The 20,758-nt window shown below is 70.3% G+C and carries 15 protein-coding genes; 10 read left to right on the top strand and 5 right to left on the bottom strand.

The window, feature by feature from the left end; genetic code table 11:
• Positions 1–32: 32 nt before the first annotated feature.
• Entirely contained in the window at positions 33–869 is an 837-nt protein-coding gene (locus tag AB0259_RS12610) for an alpha/beta hydrolase (RefSeq protein WP_366222905.1), read from the top strand.
• A gap of 86 nt (positions 870–955) precedes the next feature.
• Here the strand turns inward: AB0259_RS12610 and AB0259_RS12605 are convergent, their stop codons facing one another.
• From AB0259_RS12605 to AB0259_RS12595, 3 genes are read right to left on the bottom strand one after another with little or no spacing between them, the layout of a single operon-like run.
• Positions 956–1,903, bottom strand: coding sequence for a site-specific DNA-methyltransferase (locus AB0259_RS12605; protein ID WP_366222904.1), 948 nt, complete (start codon positions 1,901–1,903; stop codon positions 956–958).
• Positions 1,900–2,949: a biotin/lipoate A/B protein ligase family protein gene (locus AB0259_RS12600; RefSeq protein ID WP_366222903.1), complete on the bottom strand. Its 1,050-nt coding sequence runs from the start codon at positions 2,947–2,949 to the stop codon at positions 1,900–1,902. The genes AB0259_RS12605 and AB0259_RS12600 overlap by 4 nt, the downstream gene beginning before the upstream one ends.
• A 4-nt stretch (positions 2,950–2,953) precedes the next feature.
• A complete protein-coding gene (locus tag AB0259_RS12595) occupies positions 2,954–3,856 on the bottom strand; it encodes an alpha/beta hydrolase (RefSeq protein ID WP_366222902.1) in 903 nt (300 codons plus the stop codon).
• 74 nt (positions 3,857–3,930) lie between these two features.
• Here AB0259_RS12595 and AB0259_RS12590 point away from each other — a divergent pair, with 74 nt between their 5' ends.
• Entirely contained in the window at positions 3,931–4,377 is a 447-nt protein-coding gene (locus AB0259_RS12590) for a MarR family transcriptional regulator (protein WP_366222901.1), read from the top strand.
• Positions 4,374–5,714 (top strand): MFS transporter, encoded by a 1,341-nt coding sequence (locus tag AB0259_RS12585; RefSeq protein ID WP_366235833.1) that lies wholly within the window; start codon positions 4,374–4,376, stop codon positions 5,712–5,714. The genes AB0259_RS12590 and AB0259_RS12585 overlap by 4 nt, the downstream gene beginning before the upstream one ends.
• 87 nt (positions 5,715–5,801) lie before the next feature.
• Here the strand turns inward: AB0259_RS12585 and AB0259_RS12580 are convergent, their stop codons facing one another.
• The gene (locus AB0259_RS12580; RefSeq protein ID WP_366222900.1) at positions 5,802–8,213 is read right to left on the bottom strand and encodes a glycoside hydrolase family 2 TIM barrel-domain containing protein; all 2,412 of its coding nucleotides are present in this window, start codon (positions 8,211–8,213) and stop codon (positions 5,802–5,804) included.
• Complete coding sequence (locus AB0259_RS12575) at positions 8,210–8,878, bottom strand: TetR/AcrR family transcriptional regulator (RefSeq protein WP_366222899.1); 669 nt, start codon at positions 8,876–8,878, stop codon at positions 8,210–8,212. The genes AB0259_RS12580 and AB0259_RS12575 overlap by 4 nt, the downstream gene beginning before the upstream one ends.
• A 183-nt stretch (positions 8,879–9,061) precedes the next feature.
• On the opposite strand from AB0259_RS12575, the gene AB0259_RS12570 reads away from it, so the two are divergent.
• The 7 genes from AB0259_RS12570 (at position 9,062) to AB0259_RS12540 (ending at position 20,744) form a co-directional block, all read left to right on the top strand.
• Positions 9,062–10,594: an ABC transporter substrate-binding protein gene (locus AB0259_RS12570; RefSeq protein ID WP_366222898.1), complete on the top strand. Its 1,533-nt coding sequence runs from the start codon at positions 9,062–9,064 to the stop codon at positions 10,592–10,594.
• Between the two features lie 60 nt (positions 10,595–10,654).
• Positions 10,655–11,596, top strand: a complete 942-nt coding sequence (locus AB0259_RS12565) for an ABC transporter permease (protein ID WP_366222897.1) — start codon at positions 10,655–10,657, stop codon at positions 11,594–11,596.
• Positions 11,593–13,482 carry a dipeptide/oligopeptide/nickel ABC transporter permease/ATP-binding protein gene (locus AB0259_RS12560; RefSeq protein WP_251581709.1) on the top strand — a complete coding sequence of 630 codons (1,890 nt, stop codon included), beginning with the start codon at positions 11,593–11,595 and terminating at the stop codon, positions 13,480–13,482. The genes AB0259_RS12565 and AB0259_RS12560 overlap by 4 nt, the downstream gene beginning before the upstream one ends.
• Entirely contained in the window at positions 13,479–14,336 is an 858-nt protein-coding gene (locus tag AB0259_RS12555) for an ATP-binding cassette domain-containing protein (RefSeq protein ID WP_251581708.1), read from the top strand. Before AB0259_RS12560 ends, AB0259_RS12555 begins: the two co-directional genes overlap by 4 nt.
• Positions 14,337–14,405: 69 nt before the next feature.
• Positions 14,406–16,832 carry a glycoside hydrolase family 3 C-terminal domain-containing protein gene (locus AB0259_RS12550; protein WP_366222896.1) on the top strand — a complete coding sequence of 809 codons (2,427 nt, stop codon included), beginning with the start codon at positions 14,406–14,408 and terminating at the stop codon, positions 16,830–16,832.
• A complete protein-coding gene (locus tag AB0259_RS12545; protein ID WP_366222895.1) occupies positions 16,829–17,941 on the top strand; it encodes a serine hydrolase domain-containing protein in 1,113 nt (370 codons plus the stop codon). The genes AB0259_RS12550 and AB0259_RS12545 overlap by 4 nt, the downstream gene beginning before the upstream one ends.
• Before the next feature lie 16 nt (positions 17,942–17,957).
• Positions 17,958–20,744 (top strand): family 78 glycoside hydrolase catalytic domain, encoded by a 2,787-nt coding sequence (locus AB0259_RS12540; RefSeq protein WP_366222894.1) that lies wholly within the window; start codon positions 17,958–17,960, stop codon positions 20,742–20,744.
• Positions 20,745–20,758 lie beyond the last annotated feature (14 nt).

The raw sequence follows: 20,758 nt of genomic DNA, 5'->3' as shown, positions 1-20,758 counted from the left end.
GGACGACCGTTCCGGCGGGAAGGAGCGCCGTCGTGGCGTACATCACCGTAGGGACCGAGAACTCGGTCGACGTCGACATCTTCTACACGGACCAGGGGTCGGGCCAGCCCGTCGTGCTGATCCACGGATTCCCTCTGAACGGCGAGTCATGGGGCAAGCAGCAGGCCGCGCTGCTCGAGGCCGGCTACCGCGTCATCGCGTACGACCGGCGCGGATTCGGGGCGTCGACCAAGACCGCGTCGGGTTCGGACTACGACACGTTCGCCGCCGACCTGCACGCCCTCATCGAAGAGCTGGAGCTGACCGATGCCGTCCTCGTCGGGTTCTCGATGGGCACGGGAGAGATCGCCCGGTACCTGTCGCGCTACGGCGCGGACCGCATCGCGAAGGTCGCTTTCCTCGGCTCGCTCGAGCCCTGGCTTCTCAAGACCGACGAGAACCCCGACGGCGCCGGCGACCAGGCGTTCTTCGACGGCACGGCGGCTGCTGTCGCCGAGGACCGCTACGCGTTCCTGACCGGGTTCTTCAAGGACTTCTACAACCTCGACGACTACCTCGGGAACCGCGTCTCGCAGGAGGCGCTCGACGCGTCGGTCGCCGTCGCCAACCAGGCCGGCAACGCCGCCATCGCCGCCGCGCCGCTGACCTGGGCGACGGACTTCCGCGCCGACATCCCGGCTGTGACCGTGCCGGCGCTCATCCTTCACGGCACCGCGGACAACATCCTCCCGATCGACGCCACCGCGCGGAAGTTCCGTGAGCTCCTCCCCGAGGCGACCTACGTCGAGATCGACGGCGCGCCGCACGGCCTCCTCTGGACGCACGGCGCTGAGGTGAACGAGGCACTGCTGGACTTCCTGCGCAGCTGAGCCCTCCTCGAGAGACGGCGTCCGGATCCGACACGCTCGCGTGTCATCCGGACGCCGTTTCTCGATCCGGTGGTGGATGCGGAGCGTCAGCCGACGACGACGGCCTCGGGCATGCGCGCCCGCATGACCGCGAGCGCGTCGGCACTGTGGTCGACGAGGACCGCGTCGCGCCCGAGAGCGTCGGCCACGGCGCCGGTGGTCCCGGAGCCGGCGAAGAGGTCCAGGACGCGGTCGCCGGGACGGCTGGACGCCTGCACGATACGTCGCAGGATGCCCTCGGGCTTCTGCGTCGGGTAGCCGGTCTTCTCCCGTCCGGACGTGGGGACGATCGTGTGCCACCAGACATCCGTCGGCAGTTTGCCGCGCGCCGCCTTCTCGGGGGTCACGAGCCCCGGCGCCATGTAGGGCTCCCGGTCCACGGCATCCGAGTCGAAGAAGTAGGCCGACGGGTCCTTCACGTACACGAGAATCGTGTCGTGCTTGCTCGGCCAGCGCTTGCGGGACTTCGCGCCGTAGTCGTACGCCCAGATGAGTTCGTTGAGGAAGCAGTCGCGGCCGAACACGGCGTCGAGCATGACCTTCGCGTAGTGCGCCTCGCGGTAGTCGAGGTGCAGGTAGAGCGTGCCGTCGCCCGTGAGCAGTCGCCACGCCTCGCGCAGCCGCGGCTCGAGGAAGCCCCAGTAGTCGTCGAAGCGGTCGTCGTAGAGCTTCAGCGCGCCGCGCGTGCGGGCGTAGGAGGTGCCCCGGAAGCCGCCCTTGACCGGGCCCGTCGGCGGCCGCGGGGCATCGGGGTCGGGGACGAGGCGTTCCGCCCTCAACCCCTCCGAGGATGCGTCGGCTGCGGTCTCCCGGGAATCCGCGGATGTGGGCGCGGGGTCCTCCGCTGCGGACTGGATGCGGAGCGCGGACTCGATCGCACGCTCCTGCGTGCGGCCGGTGTTGAACGGCGGGTCGAGATAGACGAGCGTGAACGAGGAGTCCGGCAGGCGCCGGGCGACCTCGAGGTTGTCGCCGAGGTGGATCTCGACGGTCACGGGACGCGGCGCAGCCAGGCGTCCGTCGAGAACTTCGACTCGACGAGCGCCTCGGCCTCGGCGTACTCCTCCTCGGAGATCGAGCCCGGCTTCGCGCCGTACAGCGACGTGAAGGTCTCCTTGAAGCGCTCGATGATCTCGGCGCGCGGCAGACCCGTCTGGCTGCGGAGCGGGTCGACGCGCTTCGCCGCCGACGCCGTCCCCTTGTCCGAGAGTTTCTCGCGGCCGATGCGCAGCACCTCGGTCAGCACCTGGCCGTCCATGTCGTAGCTGAGGGTCGCGTGGTGGAGCACTCCCCCGTTGGCGAGGCGCTTCTGCGCGGCGCCGCCGATCTTGCCCTTCGACGACGCGATGTCGTTGAGCGGCTGGTATGTGGCGTCGATCCCGAGGGAGCGCAGCGCGTGCAGCACCCAGTCGTCGAGGAACGCGTAGGAGTCCGCGAAGGTGAGACCCGCGACGAGGGATGCCGGGACGTAGAGCGAGTACGTGACGATCGACCCCGCGGCCATGAGCATCGCGCCGCCGCCGGAGATGCGGCGGACGACCTGGAAGCCGTGCTTCGCGGCCCCCTCGGGGTCGACTTCGTTGCGCAGCGACTGGAACGAGCCGATGACGACGGCGGACTCGTTCCACTCCCAGATGCGGAGGGTCGGCGTCCGGCGGCCGTCGCCCACCCGCGTCGTGAGCACCTCGTCGAGAGCGAGGTTCATCGCCGGCGACACCGCCTTCTCGTGGACGATCTCCCACTCGAACTCGTTCCAGCCCGGCGCCACGATGAGCGCACGGCGGACGGCGGTCGCGACCGACTCGGGCGTGAAGCCGAGCAGCTGCGCGCCCTCGGGGAGCGCACCGCGTACCGCGGCGGCGATCGTCGCGACATCGGCCTCGGCCGGAAGCCCGGTGACGGCCGCGTCGATGTCGGCGAGGGCGTCGTCGGGCTCGAGGAAGAAATCACCCGCCAGGTGGAAGTCCGCGATGCGGCCGTCGGCCACCTCGAGGTCGACCACGACCAGCTTGCCGCCAGGAACCTTGTACTCGCCGTGCATGCCCCTATTCTCCCGTGTCCGCAGCGGGCGTGGTCGCGTCACCGGGGACGGATGCCGCGTCGCGTCGTGCGATGCGCGCATCGAGCCACGCGAGCAGATCCGCGCGCACCTCGGCTGCGCAGTGCTCGTTGAAGATCTCGTGGCGCGCGTCGGGGTAGACGAGGGTCGTCACATCCGTCAGTCTCGACCGGGTGCGGTAGGCGTCGGCGAGTCGGTGGACACTGCGCGGACCGCCCACCGGATCGTCCCTCCCGACCATCAGGAGGACGGGGACGTCCACGCCGAGGTCGCGCTTCGGCTTGCCGATCAGCCGCACCGTGTCGGCAGGCCCGAACAGCGTAGGCAGCGGAGTCATGGTCGTCAGCGGGTCGTCGAGGAAGGCGCGGCCGACCGCGGCATCCGTCGAGAGCCACTCGACGCCCGTCGCGTCGGCCCCTGCCCACCGCTTGTTCAGCGGCGCGGCGTTGAGGGCGCCCGGCCAGAGCAGCGACGACCCGGAGAGCACCACGGCGTCGTAGGCGCGCGGGTCGGCGTTCACGAGCTTCTGCGCGAGGAACGACCCCCAGGAGTGGCCGAGGAGGACCAGCGGCAGATCGGGATGGCGCCCGCGGATCAGCTCGGTGAACTGTCGGCAGGCCGCGATCGCGGCGCGCAGTCCGCCGGGGCCGAGTCGGCCGAGGCGGGTCGCGTCGCCACCGTGCTGCCGCATGCCGGTACGGCCGTGTCCGCGGTGGTCGTCGGCGTAGACCGTGAAGCCGTCGGCAGTGAGAGCGGAGATGAGGTCGCCGTAGCGTCCGGCGTGCTCGCCGACCCCATGGAGAAGCTGGACAACGCCGCGGGGGGTCCCCTCGGCGGGGTGCACGTCGTAGACGATCGCGATGCCGTGTGCATCGATGAACTCGGGCATGGCTCGAATCCTAGAGCCGCACAGGCATAACGCTCCGAGCCGTTAGCCAGGCTAATGAGCTATGCTAAAGAAACATGAGCGACGCGACCGGCGACCAGCCCCGAGACCTCGCTCACGCGGCATCCGACTTCCGGATGGCCACCTTCCGGCTCGCGCGGCGACTGCGGTCGCAGCGGGCCGTCGACACGATGAGCGACGGCCAGTTCGCGGTGCTCGCGGCGCTGAAGGTGCACGGCCCGCACACGCTCGGCGAACTCGCGGAGAGGGAGCGGGTCTCCGCCCCCTCGATGAACCGCACGGTCAACTGCCTGGAAGAGCTCGGCTACCTGAGCCGCACCCCCGACGAGAACGATCGGCGCAAGGTGGTCATCGACCTGACCGAGAGCGGGCGCGAGGTCGTCGTGGAGACGGTCCGCCGACGCGATTCCTGGCTCGAGCACGCCTTCGAAGCTCTCACCGCCACCCAGCGCGCGACCCTCGCCGAGGCCGCCGCGATCATGCAGGAGGTGGCCGAGCGATGAGTTCCGCGATGTTCCGCTCCTTCTCCGTCTTCAACTACCGCGTGTGGTTCATCGGCGCACTCGTCTCGAACGTCGGCGCGTGGATGCAGGCGACCGCCCTCAGCTGGGTCGTCCTGACACAGCTGACCGACAACGACGCCACCGCGATGGGCGTGACGATGGCGCTGCAGTTCGCGCCTCCCCTGCTGCTCGTCGGCGTGACCGGGCTCGTGGCCGACCGGTTCGACCGGCGCAAGCTGCTCTTCTTCACCCAGGGCTCGCTCATGGTCCTCGGGCTCACGATCGGCGTGCTGCTGCTGCTCGGCGCCATGGATCTGTGGACGATGTACGCCTTCGCGTTCGCGCTCGGCGTCGTCGCAGCCTTCGACAACCCGACCCGGCAGGCGTTCGTCTCCGACCTCGTCGCGCGCGAGAACGCCTCGAACGCGGTCGCACTGAACGCGGCTTCCTTCAACACGGCCCGCATGATCGGCCCCGCCGTCGCCGGCCTCGTGATCGTCGCCGTCGGGACGGGATGGGTGTTCCTCGTCAACGCACTGACGTTCCTGGCGATGCTGGTCGCGCTCATCCTCATCCGGCCCGCCGAACTCGTGCCGCGGCCGAAGCTGCGCAGCGCCGCACGGATGGCCGACGGGCTGCGCTACGTGGGCAGCCGCCCCGACCTCGTCGTCACCTTCATCATGGTGTTCCTGCTCGGCGCGTTCGGGATGAACTTCCCCATCCTCGCCTCGACCATGGCGCTCGAATTCGGCCAGAACGCAGACGGCTACGGTGTGCTGAGCTCGATCCTCGCGATCGGGTCGCTCGCGGGCGCCCTGCTCGCAGCCCGCCGCGACCGCGCCCGGCTGCGGCTCGTGATCCTCGGACTGGGGCTGTTCGCGATCGCCTCCGTGCTCTCGGCCGCGATGCCGGTCTACATCGCCTACGCCGCGACCCTGATGCTCATCGGCTTCTCGACCGTCACGACCCTCACGACCGCAAACGGCTACGTGCAGACGACGACCGAGCCGGCTCTGCGGGGACGCGTGCTCGCGCTGTACATGGCGATCCTCATGGGTGGCACGCCCTTCGGCGCGCCGATCGTCGGCTGGGTGGCCGATGCGTTCGGTCCGCGCGCCGCGATCCTGCTCGGCGCCGCGGCGGCCCTCATCGCGTTCTGTGTCGGCGGCGGGTGGCTGCTGTTCTCGGGACGCCTGCACCGCCACGAGACGCGCCGCTTCGCGATGACGATCGACGAGACCCGCCCGATCAGCGTGGTGGCGCCCGAGGAGTTCAGCGACGAGGTCGCGGCGACGACGCCGATCCGGCTGCCCGAGGGCGAGACGCGGCGCAGCTGAGGCGGCTCCGGGAACGGGATGTGCCGCGGCTCACGCGCTCGAGCGACAGGTGGCGACCCGTGAGGGACCGGGATGCCGGGGGCCGGCTCAGCCGCCGACGACGGTCGCGTTCGCCTCGGCGTACCCCGCCGCGGACGCGGTGACGACGATCTCGCCGGGACCGTCGACACGGACGACGGCGAGCAGTCTGCCGTCGTAGGTCGTGTAGGCGTCGTCGCCGAAAGTCTCCTCCGTGCGGGCGCGGCCCGAGCCCAGACCAGCCAGTGCCCCCGGACCCGAGACAGAGACCTCGACACGCACGTCGCGGTCGGCGACGGCGATGCCGTCGTCGTCCGCGAGGGTGATCGCGACGAACGCGAGCCCGCCGACCGCGACCCCGTCGCGTTCGGCGTGCGCCTGCAGGCGAGGGGTGCCGGCCGTGCGCAGGACGTGGCGACCGGTCTCGTGGCCGTCGCGCCGCGCGACGGCGACGAGCTCGCCGGGGCGGAACGCGGTCTCGAAGCGCGCGACGAACGCCTTCTCGGCGCCCACCGGCCGGGTCCCGAGGCTCTCGCCGTCGAGGAGCAGTTCGACCTCGTCGGCAGCCGCGTAGACGTCGACGGTCACGGGCGCACCGGGTGCGGCATCCCAGCTCCATGTGGACACGGTGTCGGTCCACGACCACGGCGTCGTCCCGGTCGGCCGGCCATGGTGCTGCGGGCGATGGACGGCGATGTACGGGACGGTTCGCCGTCCGAATACGATCTCGCGGTAGTACGAGATCGTCCGCCGGTACCCGGTGATGTCCAGGTCGCCCGATTCGGCGAGCCGGTACGGATAGGGGCCGGCGGTGCCGGTGTCGACGTAGCCGGGCTCGTCGGTGTAGTCGACGCGGCCGATGCCGGCCTCGCCGAGGTAGTCCCAGCCCGTCCAGGTGAAGTCACCGATCACATGCGGCAGCTCCTCGACGAGCCCCCACATCACATCGATGCGCGCCGGGAAGGTCTCGGAACCGACGATGACCCGGTTCGGGTGGTCGACGGCATCCTGCCGGTACCGGGAGTCGGCGTAGTTGAACCCGACGACGTCGAGCACCGCGGCCGACTCCTCGACGGAGGCGCTCACGAGCGGCGATGCGTTCATGAGCCCCATCTGGTCGCCCATGTTCGCCATCATCGTGTTGGCGTCCTCGACCTGCTCTCGGGCCTCGGCCATGCGCGGCAGGTTGGCGATGATCCCGTTGATCCCGTTCGTCACGAACCGCGTCGGATCCGCGGCGCGCACGGCCTCGGCGAGCCGGCGACTCCACGTCGACCCGATCGGGGTGCCGAGCTCGAGGATCTCATTCCCGATGGAGTACATGATCACGCTCGGGTGGTTGCGGTCCTTCTCGACCAGCGAGCGGATGTCGCGCTCCCACCGCTCCGGGAACGTGATCGTGGCGTCGAAGGGCGCCTTCGCCCGTGTCCACGCGTCGGCCAGCTCGTCCATGACGAGCACGCCGTACCGGTCGCACGCGTCGAGCATCGCGCGGCTCATCGGGTTGTGTGCACTGCGCAGCGCGTTGAACCCGGCCTCCCTCAGCAGGCGGACCCGTCGATCCTCGGCGTCGTCGAAGGTCGCCGCACCGAGCACGCCGTTGTCGTGATGCACGCACGCGCCGCGCAGCTTCACGGGCTGCCCGTTGATGCGCAGACCCCGCACGGGGTCCACCTGCAGGGTGCGGATGCCGAAAGTCGTCGACTCCTCGTCGAGCACCGCGCCGGCGGCATCCGTCACCGTCGTCCGCGCCGTGTACAGGTGCGGATGATCGGGGTGCCAGCGGTGCGGCGCGGTGACGAGGAGACGCGCGCGGGCCACGGCATCCGTCCCGGGCAGAACGGTGACGGGGGAGGTGCCGGAGGCGACCGGCGCACCGTCCGGACCGACGATCGTCCAGTCGGCACGCGTCTCACGCGTGTGGCGCGCGGCATTGCGCACGGTGACCGCGACCTCGACGACGGCACGCTCGTCGTCGACGTCGGGCGTCGTGACGACCACACCATGGGTCGGGATGTGGACAGGATCGGCGACGACCAGGTGGACAGGGCGATAGATCCCCGCGCCGCTGTACCACCGGCTGTCGCGGTGGGCGCGCGCTTCGACGGTCAGCCGGTTGGTCTCGCCGAACCGGAGGTACGGATCCAGCTCGGCGGTGAAGCCGGCGTAGCCGTTCGCCTCATGGGTGACGACCTCCCCGTTCAGGAACACCACCGCGTCGCGGTAGACCCCCTCGAACTCGAGCCGGACAGTCCTACCACGCCACGATTCGGGAACATCCAGCTCGCGGGCGTACTCGAACGCCCCTCCCGGGGTGTAGCCGGAGTGGACGCCCTGTACCTCGTCGGCCGAGCGCGGCAGATCACGCAACGCGTCGTGGGGAAGGACGACCGTCACGGGTCCGTGACCCTCGGCGGGAGACTCGAAAGGACCGAGTTTGGGACCGGCGGTCCAGCCGTCGCGCAACGCCGTGCGGGTCATGCCGACACCTCGACGACCGCCTCCGGAGTGGATTCGGCACCCCAATCGATGTCGGCGAAGGTCCTCAGGAGAGCTCGCAGCTCCTCTGCCATGTCGACGACCGAGCGGTCGAGCAGCCACTGCACCTGCAAGCCGTCCATCAGGGCGATGATGGTCACCGCGCCGCGGTGGGGAGTCATACCGTGACGCAATCTGCCCTGAGCTTCGAGCCCGGTGAGGGCCCGCTCGATCGTCGATCGTGTGAAGTCGTAGCGCCGGACGAAGTACGCGTGCGCCGGGTGATCGGGCGCCGTCGCCTCAGCCGACAGGGTGGCGAACAGCTCGACGACGCCGGGGATCGAGCTGTTGATCGCGGCCAGCTCCACGAGGCCCCGCAGAACGGAGGCGCCGTCCTCCGAGTTCGTCGGCACGACCGCCCGCGCGCGCTCGTCGCGCTCCTCCAGCACCGCCTCGAGGAGCGCACTCTTGTTGCGGAAGTGGTGCAGCAGCCCGGCCTCGCTCATGCCGACGCGAAGTGCGATCTCACGCAGGGAGCCCGCCCGGTAGCCGGAGCCGGAGAAGACCTCCAGTGCGGCGTCGAGGATGGCTTGGCGCGTCGCCTCGGTCTTGGCGTAGGTGCCCCGGCGGCGCCCCTGCGTCGACGCGGTGGTGTCCGTGTTCGTCATCATCGTCATTCTCTCGGCCTCCCCCGTTGGCGGCCGTCGCGGCCCAGTCTGCACGGCTTTATAACGAAAACCTAGCGATGACTAGATTTTTATTTTGAAAACCTAGTCCTCGTTCGGATTTGCTGCTAGCGTCCGTCGGCAGAGCGATCCGCAGGGGTATCGCCACCCGAAATGAGGACAAAGATGTTCCGATGGAAGGCCACAGCAGCCGTCGCCGTCGTCGCAGCACTCGCACTGACCGGATGCGCCGGTGGTGGAGAGACGACGAACTCCAGCGGGGAGGGTGGGAAGGCTGACCGCCTGACCCTCATCTCGATCGCCGCTCCGACGAGCTACGACATCGGCGCCGGCGCCGAGTGGGGAAACCGCAGCGAGTTCTTCGAGGCGGTCTTCGACACGCTGCTGCGCAAGAACTCCTCGGGCGAGATCCAGCCCAACCTCGCGACCGAGTGGTCGTACAACGACGACAGGACCGTCCTCACGCTCACGCTCCGCGATGACGCGAAGTTCACCGACGGCACCGCTGTCGACGCGGATGCAGTCGTCGGCAGCCTCGAGCGCTTCCGCGACGGTACCTCGCCGCAGGCGGCCACGCTCGCCGGCAAGGAGTTCGCCGCCGTCGACGCGACGACCGTCACGATCACGCAGGACGCTCCGGACCCGTCGCTCGAGAACCTCCTGTCGATCGCTCCCGGCCTCGTCCAGGCTCCCTCGAGCTTCGACGACGAGAACTCCGCGACCACACCGGTCGGCTCTGGCCCGTACATCCTCGACAGCGCGTCGAGTGTCACCGGCACCACGTACAACTACACGGCGAACCCCGACTACTGGAACAAGGACGCCGTCAAGTACGAGAACCTCACCATCAACGTGATGGAGGACGTGACCGCTACCCTCAACGCCATCAAGGCGGGCGAGGCGAACGGCGCGAAGATCGCCGACAACAACACCATCGCCGAGGTCGAGGGCGCCGGCTGGACGATCGAGTCGAACGAGCTCGACTTCCAGGGCCTGCTCCTGCTCGACCGTGCCGGCACGATGGCGCCCGAGCTCGCCGACGTCAAGGTGCGCCAGGCGATCAACATGGCCTTCGACCGCGAAGCGCTGCTGCAGTCGCTGCAGAGCGGCTACGGCACCGTGACCGAGCAGGTCTTCCCCGCCACGTCCGAGGCGTACGACGAGTCGCTCGACAGCACCTACGCGTACGACCCGGATGCCGCCAAGGCGCTGCTCTCCGAGGCGGGCTACCCGAACGGGTTCACGCTGAACATGATGTCGACGCCGGCCTTCCAGACCACGTTCGACCTCGTCGCTCAGCAGCTCGCGGACATCGGGATCACGGTGAACTACACCGACCCCGGCACGGGCAACTTCATCACCGACATGCTCGCGCCGAAGTACCCGGCGACGTGGATGGCACTGGAGCAAAACCCCGACTGGCAGCTCATCAACTTCATGATCGCGCCGAACGCCACGTTCAACCCGTTCAAGTACCAGGACGACACCGTCGACGGCTACATCTCGACGATCCAGAACGGCACCGAGGACGAGGCGACCACCGCCGTCAAGGAGCTGAACAAGTACATCGTCGACCAGGCCTGGTTCGCACCGTTCTTCCGGGTGCAGGGCACGTTCGCGACGGACGCGAACACGAACCTCGAGTTCTGGCCGACCAACGCCTACCCGTCGATCTTCGACTTCTCGCCGAAGAACTGATCGATCCGGCAGGTGGCGGCGTCCGCGTCGCCACCTGCCGACCATCCCGGGAAGGTCATCATGCTGTCATTCATCATCCGACGCGTCGTGTCCGGCGTCGTCCTCGTCGCGGTCATTTCCGCGGTCGCCTTCCTCCTGCTCTATGCGGGTGGCGGCGACATCGCCCGCCGGATCCTCGGCGAGAACGCCACGGCCGAGACCGTTGCGAAGAAGACTGAGGAGCTCGGCCTCAACCGTCCCCTCCTCACGCAGTACACCGACTGGCTGATGTCGGCCGTCTCGGGGAACCTCGGGCGCAGCTGGTTCACCGGCGAACTGGTCAGCGTCAGCGTCACGAACCGCCTCGCGGTGACGCTCTCTCTTGTGATCGGCGCGACGCTCATCTCAGCGGTCATCGCCATCGTCCTCGGCGTCCTCGCCGCCCGACGCGGCGGCGCCATCGACGGGACGGTCCAGATCCTCTCGCTCATCGGCTTCGCCGTGCCCGGCTTCCTCATCGCTCTGATCCTCGTGCTCGTCTTCGCCGTGAACCTCCACTGGTTTAAGGCGACGGGATACGTCCCGATCGCGACATCCTTCAGCGGGTGGCTCGCCTCGGTGACGCTGCCGATCATCGCGCTCTCGATCGGCGCCATCGCCTCGGTCGCCGTGCAGGTGCGCGGATCCGTGATCGATGCGACGTCGCGCGACTACGTCCGGACCCTCCGCGCCCGGGGCCTCAGCGAGGGTTCCGTCATCTACAAACACGTGCTGCGAAACGCGGGCGGGCCGGCGCTCGCCGTCCTCGCCCTGCAGTTCGTCGGTCTCCTCGGCGGCGCCGTCGTCGTCGAGCAGATCTTCTCCATCCCCGGGATGGGTCAGCTGAGCGTCCGCTCGACCGTCCTGGGCGACATCCCGGTGGTGATGGGACTCGTGATCGCGTTCGCCATCCTCGTCGTCATCGTCAATCTCCTGATCGACCTCGCCCAGGCCGCTCTGAACCCGAAGGTGAGGCTCTCATGACCGACACGATGGGCTCCCCCGCCAACCCCGCCCTGCCCCTCGCCCCGTCGAACGCCGCGCCGGTGCGCATGCATCTCGCGCGACGCCTGCTCAAGCGCCCGGTCGGGGTCGGTGCCGCCCTCTTCCTCCTGCTCATCGCCGTCATCGCCGTCATCGGCACGGCGATCGCACCGCTCGACCCGAACTACGCCGACATCCGGAACGTCCTCGCCGCCCCGGGTGGCGAGAACCTGCTCGGCACCGACAGCAGCGGTCGTGACGTGTGGTCGCGCCTGCTCGCCGCCACACAGACGAGCGTCCTCGCCGCCCTGCTCGCGGTGGTCGTGGCCATCGTCATCGGCGTGATCAGCGGCCTCATCGCCGGCTACTACCAGGGGTGGTTCAACGCCGTCGCGACGTGGGTCACCGAGCTCAACATGGCTCTTCCCGGCATCGTGATCCTGCTCGCCGCGAGGGCCGTCCTCGGCCCGTCGGTCTGGATCTCGATGTTCATCTTCGGCCTCCTGCTCGCCCCTTCTTTCTTCCGACTGGTCTACGCCGCCGTGACAGCGGTGCGCGGCGAACTGTACGTCGATGCAGCGCGGGTGTCGGGACTCAGCGACACCCGCATCATCGGACGGCACGTCCTCTCGGTCGTGAGGGCACCGATCATCATCCAGGCGGCGATCATCGCCGGCATCGCCCTCGCGATCCAGTCCGGGCTCGAGTTCCTGGGCCTCGGCGACGTCAAGGTCCCCACCTGGGGGTCGATGCTCAACGACGGCTTCAAGAACATCGCCCGGACGCCGCTGCTGCTCATCTGGCCTTCACTGGCGATCGCCCTCACCTGCATCGCCCTCACACTGCTCGCCAATGTCATGCGTGACGAACTCGAGCGCACCGTCTCGGTCCGCCGCAAGCGCCGCCGCGCCGTCTCGACAGCGACCGGCTCGATCGCCGCGGTCACGACGTCCGTCTCGCTCAGCGGCGGCGAGCCCATCGAGGACCCCGACGAACTGCCCGTCATCGAGAACGAGGGCGTCATCCGCCACGCCGAGGACGCCCGCAGCAAGGCCACCGAGAAGGTGCTCGAGGTCCGCGATCTGCGGGTCGGCTACGACCAGCCCGACGGATCGCACATCGAGGTCGTCCACGGTGTCTCGCTCGACATCCGCAAGGGCGAGGTGCACGGCCTCATCGGCGAGTCCGGCTCGGGCAAGACCCAGACCGCCTTCGCAGTCCTCGGCCTCCTCCCCCGCGGCGGGCACGTCACGGGCGGCTCGATCCTCTACGAAGGCACCGAGCTGGCGGATGCGTCCGAGCGCACGTACGCGGGCATCCGCGGCAAGCGCATCGGCTACATCCCGCAGGAGCCGATGAGCAACCTCGACCCGTCGTTCACGATCGGCAGCCAGCTCGTCGAACCGCTGCGCAAGCATCTCGGACTCTCCAAGAAGGACGCCACGGAGCGCTCGCTGGACCTGCTCGCCCGGGTCGGCATCCCGCAGCCCAAGCGCACGTTCGACGCGTACCCCTTCGAGGTCTCGGGCGGCATGGCGCAGCGTGTGCTGATCGCCGGCGCCGTGTCGACCGACCCCGACCTGATCGTCGCCGACGAGCCGACGACCGCCCTCGACGTGACCGTGCAGGCCGAAGTCCTCGACCTGCTGCGCGACCTGCAGGCCGAGCGCAACATGGCCATGCTGCTCGTGACGCACAACTTCGGCGTCGTCGCCGACCTCTGCGACCGCGTCACGGTCATGCAGAACGGCCTGTTCGTCGAGCAGGGTCCGGTGCGCAGCATCTTCCACCACGCCCGCCACCCGTACACCCAGGCGCTCCTGGACGCGATCCTCGACGAGGGTCCCGCCCGTGCGCCGCTGGCCACGAAGGGAGCACGGGCATGACCGCTCCGCTGCTCGAGGTGAAGGACCTCGTCGTCGAATACCCCGGCAAGGGATTTCGCGCCGAACCGTTCCGCGCCCTGAAGGGGGTCTCGCTCGACATCCTGCCCGGCGAGACCGTCGGCCTCGTCGGCGAGTCCGGGTCCGGCAAGACGACCCTCGGCCGCGCCGCCCTGGGGCTCGCGCCCGTCACCGGCGGGACGATCACGTACGCCGGGCGGGACATCTCGCACCTGTCACGGCGGCAGCGCCGGTCGCTGACCTCCGAGATCCAGGTGGTGTTCCAGGACCCGTACTCGTCCCTCAACCCGTCGATGACGATCGAGGAGATCCTGACCGAGCCGCTGACCGCGGCGGGGGTGGCGAAGACCACCGCCCGCACCCGGGTGCGCGACCTGCTCGACCAGGTGGGCCTGCCGACGGATGCCCGGAGCCGGCTCCCCCGCGAGTTCTCGGGCGGCCAGCGCCAGCGGGTCGCCATCGCACGGGCGCTCGCCCTGGAGCCGCGGCTCATCGTGTGCGACGAGCCGGTCTCGGCACTCGACCTGTCGACGCAAGCGAGGGTGCTGGACCTCTTCATCGAGATCCAGGAGCGCACCGGTGTGGCCTACCTCTTCGTGACCCACGACCTCGCCGTCGTCCGCCACGTGAGCCATCGCGTCGCGGTCATGTACCGCGGCGAGATCGTCGAGTACGGCGACGGGGACCGGGTGACTTCCGAGCCGGAGCATCCCTACACGCAGCGGCTGTTCATGGCAGCACCCGTGCCCGACCCTGACAAGCAGGAGGAGCGCCGCGCCGCACGCAAGGCGTTCCTCGCGTCGGAAGCCGGCTCGTCCGTCGCCGGCGCCGCTTGATCGGATGCCGGCGCGCAGACGCTCGCGCGCCGGCATCCCCCACCTCCTCTTCGATTGCAAGGAAGCACCGTGACTGACACGACGACGTCGACCGCGTCCACCGACCACCTCCGCCCCCTCCTCGAGAAGCTGACGCTCGAGCAGAAGGCGGCCCTCGTCCAGGGCGCGGACTTCTGGACGACGGTGCCGCTGCCCGAGATCGGCCTGCGCGCGATGACCCTCTCGGACGGTCCCGCCGGCGTTCGCGGCCCCCGCTGGGACGAGCGCGATCCGTCGCTCAACATGCCCTCGGGGTCGGCACTCGCGGCATCCTGGGACGTCGACCTCGCGCACCGGTACGGCGCCGCTGCCGCCGCGGAGGCCCGCCGCAAGGGTGTCGACGTCGTCCTCGGCCCGACCATCAATCTGCACCGGTCGCCCCTCGGCGGCCGCCACTTCGAGTGCTTCTCGGAGGACCCCGAGCTGTCCGCCGGCCTGGGCGCCGCCTACGTGCGCGGCCTGCAGGACAACGGTGTGGCCGCCACCCCCAAGCACTACGTCGCGAACGACTCCGAGACCGATCGCTTCACCGTGGACGTCCAGGTCGACGAGCGCACGCTGCGCGAGCTCTACCTGGCGCCCTTCGAGCGCACCGTTGCGGCGGGCACGTGGAGCATCATGAGCTCCTACAACTCCGTCGACGGCGTCACGATGACCGAGAACGACCTCCTCGAGAGGCCACTGAACAGCGAATGGGGCTTCGACGGCGTCGTCATCAGCGACTGGACGGCCGTGCGCTCGCTCGACGCCGTCCCCGCCGCGCAGGACCTCGCCATGCCGGGGCCGGCTCCGGCATGGGCGGACCTCGCCGACGCCGTGCGCGACGGCCGGCTCGACGAGGCCGATCTCGACCGCAAGGTGCTGCGGATGCTGCTGCTCGCCGAGCGTGTCGGCGCACTCGCCGGCCACGACGCGGTCGAGCCGGCCGCGGTCGACGGTGTCGCCTTCGTCCGCGAGGCCGCCGTCGAGGGATCCGTCCTCCTGCGCAACGAGGGTGTGCTGCCGCTGGATGCCGGCGCCCTCCGACGTGTCGCGGTGATCGGCCAGAACGCGCGCGAGGCGCGGACGCAGGGCGGCGGCTCAGCCACCGTCCTTCCCGAGCGCACCGTATCGCCGCTCGACGGCATCCGCGAAGCGCTTCCGGGGGCCGAGGTCGCCTACGAGATCGGCGCCGTCGTCCAGGAGGGCGTCGCCGAGCTCGACCTCGCGCGCATGACGAACCCGGCCACGGGCGGGCCCGGCCTGCGGGTCACCTTCCTCGGCGACGACGGCGACGTCCTGTTCACCGAGGACCGGCGCTCGAGCGCCCTGGTCTGGTTCGGCGGCGACGCTCCGATCGCCGCGAGTAGAACGGTCGTGTTCGAGACCCGGTACACCCCGGAGTCCACCGGCGATGTCGAGCTCGGATTCGCCGGCGCGAACCCGGGTCGCCTGCTGGTGAACGGCGAACTGCTGCTGAACGACTCCCCCGTGATCGAGGGCACGGACCTCGGCGCCGCCTTCCTCAACCCGCCCTCTGTCACCGCCACCGTCGCGGTGCACGAGGGGACCCCGATCGACGTGCGAGTCGAGTTCGACCGCGCCGACATGGGTGCACTGTCCGGCGCGATGTCGGCCACCGTCGGAATCGCGCCCGAGCGCACCGACCCCGCCGAGCTCATCGCGCGCGCCGTCGAGGCGGCGACCGCCGCCGAGATCGCCGTGGTCGTCGTCGGCACCAACGCGAAAGTCGAGTCCGAGGGGTACGACCGCACCGACCTGGATCTGCCGGGCCGTCAGGACGACCTCGTTCGCGCTGTCGCCGCGACCGGCACACCGGTGGTCGTCGTGGTGAACGCGGGCTCCCCCGTCGTCCTCCCCTGGGCGGACGACGTCGCCGCCATCCTCCAGGGCTACTTCGGCGGCCAGGAGTTCGGCCACGCCGTCGCCGACATCCTCACGGGTGCCGCCGAGCCCGGTGGCCGCCTCCCCACCACCTGGCCCGCATCGCTCGCCGACGTGCCGGTCACGCAGGTCACGCCCGACGACGGCGTCCTCCGGTACACCGAGGGCATCCACATCGGATACCGCGCGTGGCTGCGCTCGGGCGCCGAGCCCGCCTACGCCTTCGGACACGGCCTCGGGTACACGACCTGGGACTGGGAGTCCGCCAGCCGTGAGGGCGACACCCTCGAAGTGACCGTCCGCAACACCGGCGCCCGCGCCGGCAAGCACGTCGTGCAGGTCTACGCCGAGCGCGCCGACTCGTCCGTCGACCGTCCGGTGCGGTGGCTCGTCGGTCACGCCGTCGTCCGAGCGGATGCCGGGGCCGCCGCGACGGCGTCCGTCTCGCTGCCACCACGCCGCTTCGCGCACTGGGCGGACGGCTGGGTCGTCGAACCCGGCGCGTTCACGCTGCGTGCGGGAGCGTCGGTCGTGGACCTGCCGCTCGAGCTCGAGTGGGAGGCGAGCCGTTGAGCCTGCTCGAGGGCACGGTCGACGACCGGCTCGCGGGAGTCGCCGACCGTCTCGACGGCTGGTTGCAGGCGGACCCCGACCTGTCGTTCCAGGTCGCGGCGTATCACCGCGGTGAGCTCGTCCTCGATGCCTGGGGAGGCCCGCATCTCGGACGCGACTCGGTGATGGTGCCGTACTCGGTGACGAAGAACACGATCGGCCTGTCGGTGGGCCTGCTCGTCGAGCGTGGCGAGCTGGACCTCGATGAGCGCGTGTCGACGTACTGGCCCGAGTTCGCCGCGAAGGGCAAGGGCGCCGTCACCGTCCGCCAGCTGCTCTCGCACCAGGCCGGACTGCCGCAGGCCGACACGAATCTCACGTGGGACGAGCTGCTCGACCATCACGCGGCAGCGGCACGTCTGGCGGACTCGACGCCGTTCTGGCACCCGGGGAGCGCCTTCGGCTATCACGCCATCACGATCGGCAACCTCGGCGATGAGCTCGTATACCGCGTCACCGGCCGGACCCTTCACGAGTTCTACGAGCAGGAGATCCGCGCGCCGCACGGCATCGACTTCCACCTCGGCCTGCCCGCAGAGCTGGAAGACCGGCGCGCAGACGTCCTCCCGATGATCCGCCCGGTGTCGGACACCCTGGTCCGCGAGTACTCAGCGCTCGGCCCGCTCGTGTTCGGCTCCCTGAGCGGTGACGTCGACCTGGGCAACTCGCCCCGGAGCTGGCGCTACGGTCACCCGGGCGGCAGCGGCACCGGCAGCGCACGCGGCCTCGCCCGGCTCTTCGCCTCGGCGGTCACCGGCGTCGACGGAACCGAGCCGTTCCTGAGCGCCGGCACCGTGTCGCAGATCGGGCAGCAGCAGATCCGCGGCTACGACGAGGTGCTGCACCAGCACGACCGTGCCCATGCGATCGTCTTCCAGAAGCCGTCGCAGCAGCTCGCCTTCGGCGGTCCGCGCTCGTTCGGCCACGACGGTGCGGCGGGAGCCCTTGCGTGCGTCGACCCGGACACCGGCGTCGCCTTCGCGTGGACCATCGCCCGCGGGCCCTGGCCGGGTGGCGCCGACCCGCGTGCCGTCGCCCTGGCAGCCGACCTCGGCCGCATCCTCCCCTGACCGGACCGGAGACCCTGTGATCCCTGCATCCCGCATCGCCACGTTCCGCGCCGAGTTGCGCGACGACACCGCGTTCGTCGCGACGCCCACCCCTCGGCTGAGCTGGACCGTCGACACCGGCGAGCCCGACTGGGTACAGGTCGTGGCCGAAGTCGACGACGGCGCCGACACGATCGAGCTCGCGGGTGAGGACAGTGCGCTGGTCTCGTGGCCGTTCGCTCCGCTCGCCGCCGGCGAGCAGCGCGACGTGCGCGTGCGCGCACAGGCGGCATCCGGCACGTGGACGACCTGGTCGGAGCCACTCACCATCGCCGCCGGCTTCCTCGACCCCGGCGAATGGGTGGCGCAGCCGGTCGGGCTGGCCGATCCGGGCCGCGAAGCCCAGCCGACGGTGGTCCGCACCCGCTTCCGGCTGGGACGACCGGTGACCCGCGCACTGCTGTTCTGGACGGCGCTGGGTGTCGCGGAACCCGAGGTGAACGGCGCCGCCGTGTCGGACGACGTCCTCGCACCGGGGTGGACGGCGTACCGCGACCGGCTCGTGCACGAGACCGTCGATGTCACCGCACTGCTCCACGAGGGCGAGAACGTCCTGTCGGCGACGCTGGCCGGCGCCTGGTACACCGAGAAGTACGGCTTCTTCGCCTTCACCGACCGGCTCTACGGAACGCAGCCCTCGTTCCTGGCACAGCTTCGGGTGACGTTCGACGACGGCACGACGACGACCGTGGCGGCCACCGGCGAGGGGTGGGAGGCGGCCGCCGACGGACCGATCGTCGACAGCGGCATCTACGCCGGCGAGCACCAGGACCTGGGTCGCGAGGTCGCGGGGTTCTCCCCCGTCCGTGTGGGCGCCGCTGCGAAGCCCGGTTACGAGGATGTCCCCGTTCCCGAGGGACGCATCGCGCCGCCCGTGCGGAGGATCGAGACGCTCCCCATCGTCGACACGATCGCAACCCCCTCGGGGGCAACGATCCTCGACGTCGGACAGAACCTCGTCGGACGGCTGCGGGTGCGGGTGCGCGGCGAGGCCGGCGCGACGGTGACGATCCGTCACGCCGAAGTGCTCGAGGACGGCGAGCTCGCGCTCCGCCCTCTGCGCAACGCCGCGGCGACCGCCACCTTCGAGCTCTCCGGGGGTGACGACGTGCTCGAGTCGCGCTTCAGCTTCTACGGCTTCCGGTACGCGCAGATCACGGGCGCCGAGGTCGACCCGGCCGACGTCGAGGCCGTCGTCCTGCACACCGACATGACGCGGACCGGGTGGTTCGCGGCATCCGATCCGCTCATCGACCGGCTGCACGACAACGTCGTGTGGGGCATGCGCGGCAACTTCCTCTCGATCCCGACCGACTGCCCCCAGCGGGATGAGCGCCTCGGCTGGACGGGCGACCTGCAGGTGTTCGCGCCGACGGCATCCTTCCTCTACGACAGCGCCGGCTTCCTCACCTCCTGGCTGCGCGACCTCGCGCACGAGCAGGCCCGGAACGACGGATCGGTGCCCGTGGTCGTGCCGTCCGCCCTCGGCGGATTCACCGGAGGCGGCGCCTCCCCGGCCGCCTGGGGAGACGCGGCGACCGTCGTGCCGACGGTGCTGCACGAGCGCTTCGGCGACCGCGACGTCCTCGCGGCACAGTACGAGAGCATGCGCGCGTGGGTGGACGCCGTGGGGCGCGACGCCGGCGAAGGCGGGCTCTGGGCGGGCCGCATGCAGCTGGGTGACTGGCTCGACCCGTCGGCGCCGCCCGACAAGCCGGGACAGGCGAAGGTCGACAGCGACATCGTCGCCTCGGCGTACTACGCGCGGTCGCTGCGTCAGGTCGCCGACGCAGCGAACCTGCTCGGACTGGAGACGGATGCCGCGCACTACGGCACCCTCGCCGAGCGCAGCAGACGTGCGTTCGTCGACGAGTACGTCACGCCCGCCGGGCGCATGATGAGCGACGCTCCCACCGCGTACGCGCTTGCGCTGGAGTTCGACCTCGTGACCGATGGCGTCGTGCGCGCGGCGCTCGCCGACCGCCTCGCAAGCCTCGTGCGCGAGGGCGGATACCGGATCGGGACCGGCTTCGTCGGCACGCCCCTCGTCGCCGACGCCCTCACCCGCGGAGGTCATCTCGACGCGGCCGAACGCCTGCTCACGCAGACCGAGTGCCCCTCGTGGCTGTACCCCGTGACCCAGGGGGCGACGACCGTCTGGGAGCGGTGGGATTCGCTGCTGCCGGACGGCAGCGTCAACCCGGGCGAGATGACCTCGTTCAATCACTATGCGCTCGGCGCCGTCGCCGACTGGCTGCACCGGACGGTCGCCGGGCTCGCGCCCGCCGCGCCCGGATACCGGCGGCTGCGGATCGCGCCGCAGCCGCTCGACAGCCTGTCGTCCGCTTCTGCGCGCCACCTCACCCCGTACGGCGAGGCGGCGGTCTCGTGGCGCCGGGACGGTGACGAGATCGTCGTGAGCGCGATCGTGCCCGCCAACACGCGCGCCGAGGTCGTCATCCCCGGCGCCCCGGACGAGGTGGGTTCGGGCAGCCACGAGTGGCGCTTCCCCGCACCGGCGACCCCGGCACGTCCACCGCTCGACGGCCTGCACGCGTCGCTCGCCGACGTCATCGACGACCCGCGCGCGTACGCCGCGCTCATCGACACGATCGCGGCAGTCGATACGGATCGTGCGCAGGCGATCCGCTCCGAGACCCGTTGGGGCGCGGGGCGTCCCGTCACGACCGCGCTCATGTTCACCCCGCCCGACCTGCTCGCGTCCGTGGACGACGCGATCCGGCGGGCGACGGCATCCGCCTGACCCTCCGAGGAGAC

Source organism: Microbacterium sp. NPDC080005 (genome assembly GCF_040702445.1).
Lineage (GTDB): Bacteria > Actinomycetota > Actinomycetes > Actinomycetales > Microbacteriaceae > Microbacterium > Microbacterium oleivorans_D.
Note: the sequence above shows the minus strand (reverse complement) of the source record. Positions and strands in the feature narration are given on the sequence as shown.

Coding starts and splice junctions, on each gene's coding strand:
- AB0259_RS12575 (WP_366222899.1), bottom strand. CDS start 8,878: ATGACGAACACGGACACCACCGCGTCGACGCAGGGGCGCCGCCGGGGC.
- AB0259_RS12595 (WP_366222902.1), bottom strand. CDS start 3,856: ATGCCCGAGTTCATCGATGCACACGGCATCGCGATCGTCTACGACGTG.
- AB0259_RS12590 (WP_366222901.1), top strand. CDS start 3,931: ATGAGCGACGCGACCGGCGACCAGCCCCGAGACCTCGCTCACGCGGCA.
- AB0259_RS12580 (WP_366222900.1), bottom strand. CDS start 8,213: ATGACCCGCACGGCGTTGCGCGACGGCTGGACCGCCGGTCCCAAACTC.
- AB0259_RS12570 (WP_366222898.1), top strand. CDS start 9,062: ATGTTCCGATGGAAGGCCACAGCAGCCGTCGCCGTCGTCGCAGCACTC.
- AB0259_RS12600 (WP_366222903.1), bottom strand. CDS start 2,949: ATGCACGGCGAGTACAAGGTTCCTGGCGGCAAGCTGGTCGTGGTCGAC.
- AB0259_RS12585 (WP_366235833.1), top strand. CDS start 4,374: ATGAGTTCCGCGATGTTCCGCTCCTTCTCCGTCTTCAACTACCGCGTG.
- AB0259_RS12555 (WP_251581708.1), top strand. CDS start 13,479: ATGACCGCTCCGCTGCTCGAGGTGAAGGACCTCGTCGTCGAATACCCC.
- AB0259_RS12560 (WP_251581709.1), top strand. CDS start 11,593: ATGACCGACACGATGGGCTCCCCCGCCAACCCCGCCCTGCCCCTCGCC.
- AB0259_RS12565 (WP_366222897.1), top strand. CDS start 10,655: ATGCTGTCATTCATCATCCGACGCGTCGTGTCCGGCGTCGTCCTCGTC.